Origin of the sequence: Streptomyces sp. NPDC057137 (assembly GCF_042670825.1) — a bacterium.
In the GTDB taxonomy this organism is placed as follows: domain Bacteria; phylum Actinomycetota; class Actinomycetes; order Streptomycetales; family Streptomycetaceae; genus Streptomyces.
Map to the genome: position 1 here is coordinate 1 of NZ_JBHUUW010000135.1, position 5,973 is coordinate 5,973.

The window sequence follows — 5,973 nt, forward strand, 5'->3', positions numbered from 1 at the left end:
AGGGCCACCGGGAGGATCCCGGTGGCCCGCACGTCGGCTGTCGCCGCGGGAGTTACCTCGGCGGTGTCGGCCGGGTCGCGGTGAGCCCGATCTGCTTCTTGAGCATCCGGCCGCCGTCACCGGTGAGCCGGAGGTAGTAGTCCGACGAGCAGGCCGTGCCGTCCTCGTCGAGGGCCCAGATACCGGAGCCGGCCGGAACCTGCGAGCCGTTCTCCGCGGTCTTGGCGATCTGATTGCCCTCGTTGTACTCGTCGAACATGGAGATGTAGATCCCCGCGACGTTGAGCCGGCACATGTTGTAGAACTGCCGCCACATGAAGTCGCCGTGCGCGCGATGCCTGGACTGGAGGTCTCCCGGCATCACACAGGGCTGGTAGTCGATGCCACTGGCGTTGCAGTCGGCCTGGTCGGGGGTGTTGACGTCCCGGTAGAACTGGTCGGCCTGGGCGACGGTGCCCATCCGCCCGACCATCCACGGCGAGATCATGTTGAACGCGTGGTAGACGCCGGAGAAGCCGGGCCTGGAGTCGCTGTTGCCGTTGCGCCAGTGCGTCGGCACGCCTCCGATGACGTAACAGCCCTGCCCCTTGAACCAGTTGATGACGTCCAGGCACTCCGGGGGTGCGAACGGGCGCTTGTCGTCGGCGAAGCCGAAGCCCCAGATACAGACGACCGGCTTGCCGTTCTGCTTCGCGTACATGCTCGAAGACGTGTACGCCTTCATCTTGTTCGTCCAGTCCTGCTTGATCTCCGACTGCATGGCCCGCCAGTCGGTGACGTCGTACATGATGTAGAACTTCCGGCCGTTGGCCTCGGCCGACTGACGCACCTTGCGCGCCATCGCGTCCCGCATCGGGCCCTCGCCACCCACGGGGTTGAACCGCTGCAGTGCCGCGGTGTCGCAGTTGTTCTCGCGCATCCACCGGAAGTGGGTGTCGACGGTCTGCTGATCGTGCGAGGAGAAGAGCGTGGCCGGCTGGCCGTTGTTCAGATTCGGGTACGCCGTGGGGAATGACCGGGTGTACTCCCGCATATCCGGCCACGACTTGATGGTGTTATTGCTGAGGGACGGCGGCTGGCCGGCGTTCTGGCTCCAGTGCCACCACATGTCGATCGGCGAGCCGTCGCCCTTGGCGGCGAACCAGCCCTGATACCCGACGCTGATCTTGCCGACCACATCGCCGGGGGGACTCGCGGCGGGTGCCGCTTGCGCCCTGCCTCGCGGGACGGGTGCGGCGCCCGCCTGCTGACTGCCGAGGACACCACCGGCCGCTGCTGTGCCGGCCAGCGCCGATGCGAGCACGGCGCGTCTTGAAATACTCACGGAGTATTTCCTCCCACTAGAAATCTGCCTGAAATACGCGGATCCACGGGGGTGGGGGGAATTACAGGCGGCGGCAGCCCGCCCGCCTCCATGGCGCACCATCGCAAAGTAACCGTTTCGAGATGGCCACCACAAGGCCCGCGCAGGGCCTTTGTCCAGACCAATCCAAAGGAAGTGTCAGCCTATTTTCTTTACGCTTTCCGTTTCCAGTGGAATGCGAATGGAATGCGGAAAGCACACGGTTTCCACGCCTCTTGATCGCGGACCGTGTCCCCCCGGTGCGCTCCCCCCGTGTCTCTCTGCGCTCGCGTGCGCCTCGAACGACAGGGGCATTTCTCCGTTGACACCGTTTGTGTGGACATCGTTGGAGCATGACGAGGGGGAGGTGCGCGGTGCACGGACCCGCGACTGCCGGCTGGCTGGTCGTGGCGCTCTGCGCGGCGGCCGGGACCTACTGTCTGCTGAGGCTGCGCGGCGCCCCCGGCGCGGGACGTGGCACGGCGGGCGGCGAGGCGCTGATGGGATTGGGGATGGCGGCGATGGCCGTGCCCGCGGCGGTGATCACCCCGCCTCGCTGGGTCTGGCTGTCGTACGCGGCGGTGTTCGGGGTCGCCGCGCTGCGCACACTGGGCCCGGCCCGTAGATCGTCGCACCATCTGCACCATCTCGTGGGCATGCTCGCCATGGTCTACATGTCGGTGGCGATGGCCCTGCTCCCGGGCGACGCGCACAGCGCACACGGCGACGGCGACGGCGGCGCGGGCGGCACCCCGCTGGCCACGGGCGTGCTGCTGATCTACTACGCGGGTTTCGTGCTGTGGACGGGCGCGCGACTGCTCCCGCTGCAGACCGTGACCGCGCCGGACGGCGGCGGCCCGGGGCTTCCGGGTCCCGCTGCCGGACCGGTGACGGGAGTGGCGACGGAAGTAGTGACGGAGACCGAGACCGGCGTACGGGCAGACCGGCCCGAGCTGGCACTGGCCTGCCGGCTCTCCATGGGCATCGCGATGCTCGCCATGCTGCTCACGCTCTGACGTACGGCACGCAGGACACGTACGACACGGAGGGCGGGCGGCCGGCGAGTACGGCACCTACCACACGTACGACGACCGTGTCCTGCGTCACTTGCCGCCCGCGGCCGACCCTCTGAGCGGCACCGCACTCATAAGCTGGTGACCATGATGGTCTCCCTCGTGCTGCTGACGCTCGCTGCGCTGGCCGCCGTGGTCGCCCCGCGGCTGCTGGCCCGCGCCGAATGGCCCGAGCGCGAGCCCGTGGTGGCTCTCTGGGTCTGGCAGTGCGTGGTGGCCGCCGTGCTGCTGTGCTTCGCCCTCGCCATGACCTTCAGCGCGGCGGCTGCCTGGCTGGCCGTGCGGGGACATGTCTTCGCCCCGGCCCCGAGCGGGGTCGTCGAGGCGTACGCGCTCGGCGCGCACCGTCCCTGGTCGGCGGTGCTGGCCGTGACCCTCGCGGCCGGCGGGCTGTGGACGGGCGCGATGCTCACGCGCGAGATCCACCGGGCGCACACGCGCCGCAAGCAGCGCCGTACCGAACTGCTCGTCCGCTCACCGCTGTTGCCCGGCGAGGAGTCCGGCGGCGGCCCGCTGGTCGTCCTGGAGGGCGAGCGTCCGGGCGCCTGGTGGCTGCCGGGCGCCGCACCGCAGCTCGTCATCACCACGGCCGCCCTGCGGCGGCTCAAGGGCCGCCAGCTCGACGCCGTGCTGGCCCATGAGCAGGGCCACGCCCGCGCACGGCACGACTGGCTGCTGCACTGCTCGTCGGCGCTCGCCAACGGTTTCCCACAGGTGCCGGTCTTCGCCGCGTTCCAGGGCGAGATGCACCGCCTGGTCGAGCTGGCCGCCGACGATGTCGCCTCGCGCCGTTTCGGCCGGCTGACGATCGCGCTCGCGCTGGTCGAACTGAACGAGGACCGCGGGGTGTTCGGACCCTGCCCGACCCCCGACGCCGAGCTGCCGCGCCGGGTGGACCGGCTGCTGACACCCCTCCCCCGGCTCACGGCGGGCCGCAGACTGCGGCTGACGGCCGCGGCGGCGCTGGTGCCCGCAATCCCGCTGGTGGTGGCATTCGTTCCGGCGCTGCGCGCCCTGGGATAGCTTTGCGGGCCCTTCGTCGTTAAGGATCAGTCCATGCAATCCCCCGCGGTCCCCCCGCCGTCACGGCCGGCCTCGCCGGCACCGTCCACGCCGCCGGGAGCCGTGACACCGGCCCGTGTCGGTCTCGTGCTGGGCGTGGCCTCCGTCGTGCTGGTCGCGCTGGTGGCCGCCGAGTGGGGTCCGCTGCTCTCCTGGGACCGGAGCGTCGCCGTCGACCTGCACCGGCAGGCGGTGGCCGACCCGGGCCTCACGCACGCGAACCGGATTCTCACCGACTGGGCGTGGGACCCCTGGACGATGCGCCTGCTGACGGCCGTCGCCTTCTTGGTCCTCTGGTTCCGCGGCTCACGCCTCCTGGCCTGTTGGGTCGCGCTGACGAGCCTGGTGGGCGGTCTGATCTCGCAGGGTGTGAAGGCCGCCGTCGGACGCGAGCGCCCCGTCTGGCCGGACCCGGTCGACTCGGCGCACTACGCGGCGTTCCCCTCGGGCCACGCGATGACCGCGACCGTCACCGTCGGCATGCTCCTGTGGCTGCTGCGACGGCACGGTCTCACCGGTCCGCTGTGGACCGTCCTGCTGGTGGTGGGGATCGTGTCGGTGATCGGCGTCGGGTTCACCCGCGTCTGGCTGGGGGTGCACTGGAGTTCGGACGTCATCGGCGGCTGGCTGTTCGGAACGTGTCTTGTGGCCCTGTCGATCGCCACGTACGAAGGACGGGCCTTGTCCCGGTGGCGGTGACCCGGCAAGGTCGGAACCATGAAGATCAAGGGTGTGCTTTTCGACTTCTCAGGAACTCTGTTCCGCATCGAATCGGCCGGCTCCTGGCTCCGGGCCGTACTCGACGAGTTGAGTGTGCCGGTGCCGCCCGATGAGGTCCGGCGGTACGCGGTCCAACTGGCCGTCGCGGGCGCCCTGCCCGGCGGGCCGACGCCGCAGCAGCTGCCGCCGGATCTGGCCGGGCTGTGGGCCACGCGGGACGAGAGCGCCGAGCGGCACCGGGCCGCGTACACCGGCCTCGCCCGGCAGGTCGCGCTCCCCGACCCAAGGCTCTACGACGCGCTCTACGAGCGCCACCGCACGCCGGACGCCTGGCGGCCGTACGCCGACACGGCCGAGGTGCTCGGCACTCTGAAGCGCGAGGGCATCGGCGTCGGCGTGATCAGCAACATCGGCTGGGACCTGCGTCCGGTCTTCCGCGCGCACGGTCTGGACGACCTCGTGGACGCGTACGTGCTGAGTTACGAGCACGGCGTCCAGAAGCCGGACGTACGCCTCTTCGGCGCGGCCTGCGAGGCCATCGGACAGGACCCGCGCGACGTGCTGATGGTCGGGGACGACCGGGAGGCGGACGGCGGGGCCGCCGAACTGGGCTGCGCCGTGCACTTCGTGGACCATCTGCCGGTGGAGGAACGCCCGGCGGGCCTGCGGCCCGTCCTCGCCCTCACGCGCTGAGGAGACCCCCTCGGGACGTCGCCACGGCGGCTGTTGACCTCAAGCGTGGTTGACGTTGTTGCCTCGTGGTGGAAGGCGACGGCCGCCACGGGAGGGGACGACAGGGATGACCGACATCGGTATCTATCTCGGGACCGACGAGATCACGGAGAGCGCGCGCGATGCCGAGCGCCTGGGCTTCGAATCGGTCTGGGTCTGGGACCACTTCACGGGGCGATACCCGGCGATGCTCGCCCCGGAGGTGGTGCTGGCGACGGCGGCGGCCGTCACGGAGCGGGTGCGCGTCGGCTACGGCGTACTGCTCGCCGCCGTACGCCCGCTCCCGCTGCTGGCGAAGGAGCTGGCGTCGCTCCAGTACGTCTCGCGGGGGCGGCTGCTGGTGGGGATCGGGGACGGGCGGGGCGCGTGGGAGCGCTGGCACGGGGGCCTGCGTGACGCGCCCGTGTGGGACGCGCTGGGCGTACGGCGTACGGAGGCCGAGGCGCGTACCGAGGAGGCGCTGCGGCTGCTGCCCCGGCTGGTCGGGGGCGAGCCGACCCGGATCGCCCCCGACGGCGCCGGGGCGGGGGTCGAGATCACGCTCGCGCCCGCGGTGTCCGCTCCGCCGCTGTTCGTCGCGGGCGGAGCGGAGGAGGCGGTGCTGCGGCGGGCGGTCGCGTGCGGCGCGGGGTGGTTCCCTGCGGTGATCTCTCCGGCCCAACTCGCCGACGGGGTACGGAGACTGCGGCGGTACGCCGAGGAGGCGGGCCGTCCCGTCCCGCCCGTCACCGTGGCCGTGCCGATCCAACTGGACGTCCCGGCCGGGGAGGTGGCCGCCGCCAGGGACGCCCTGGTCCGGATGGTCGTGGAGGCGTACGACGTCGACCCCGACCAGGCCGCGGGCGTCGGGATCGTGGGCACGCCCGAGCAGGCGGCGGAGCGGCTCGCCGCGTTCGTCGCGGCCGGCGCCGACCGGATCGTACTGAGCGGGGGCTCGGCCGAGGACTGGCGGACCAGTCATGAACTGCTGGCGCGGACGGCGGCGCTGCTGAACACCTGAGCCGTCGACGCGGTACGTGCGGATGCCCGGCCGGGGTCCCCGGC

At 71.3% G+C, this 5,973-nt stretch carries 6 protein-coding genes; 5 read left to right on the top strand and 1 reads right to left on the bottom strand.

Translation table 11 applies throughout. The features are described from left to right. Positions 1 to 52: 52 nt before the first annotated feature. Positions 53 to 1,324 (bottom strand): glycoside hydrolase family 71/99-like protein, encoded by a 1,272-nt coding sequence (locus ACFT9I_RS40050; RefSeq protein WP_382572807.1) that lies wholly within the window; start codon positions 1,322 to 1,324, stop codon positions 53 to 55. A 371-nt stretch (positions 1,325 to 1,695) separates the two neighbouring features. Between ACFT9I_RS40050 and ACFT9I_RS40055 the strand changes: the two genes are divergently transcribed. The 5 genes from ACFT9I_RS40055 to ACFT9I_RS40075 all read left to right on the top strand — a co-directional run bounded on the left by ACFT9I_RS40055 (position 1,696) and on the right by ACFT9I_RS40075 (position 5,929). Next, positions 1,696 to 2,358 carry a DUF5134 domain-containing protein gene (locus ACFT9I_RS40055; RefSeq protein WP_382572808.1) on the top strand — a complete coding sequence of 221 codons (663 nt, stop codon included), beginning with the start codon at positions 1,696 to 1,698 and terminating at the stop codon, positions 2,356 to 2,358. Between the two features lie 144 nt (positions 2,359 to 2,502). Further along, complete coding sequence (locus ACFT9I_RS40060) at positions 2,503 to 3,438, top strand: M56 family metallopeptidase (RefSeq protein ID WP_382572811.1); 936 nt, start codon at positions 2,503 to 2,505, stop codon at positions 3,436 to 3,438. A 33-nt stretch (positions 3,439 to 3,471) separates the two neighbouring features. After that, the gene (locus ACFT9I_RS40065) at positions 3,472 to 4,176 is read left to right on the top strand and encodes a phosphatase PAP2 family protein (RefSeq protein ID WP_382572814.1); all 705 of its coding nucleotides are present in this window, start codon (positions 3,472 to 3,474) and stop codon (positions 4,174 to 4,176) included. Positions 4,177 to 4,194: 18 nt separating this feature from the next. Next, on the top strand, positions 4,195 to 4,890 hold the full coding sequence (locus ACFT9I_RS40070) for an HAD family hydrolase (protein ID WP_382572815.1): 696 nt from the start codon (positions 4,195 to 4,197) through the stop codon (positions 4,888 to 4,890). Positions 4,891 to 4,996: 106 nt separating this feature from the next. After that, positions 4,997 to 5,929: an LLM class flavin-dependent oxidoreductase gene (locus ACFT9I_RS40075; protein WP_382572818.1), complete on the top strand. Its 933-nt coding sequence runs from the start codon at positions 4,997 to 4,999 to the stop codon at positions 5,927 to 5,929. Positions 5,930 to 5,973: the final 44 nt, after the last annotated feature.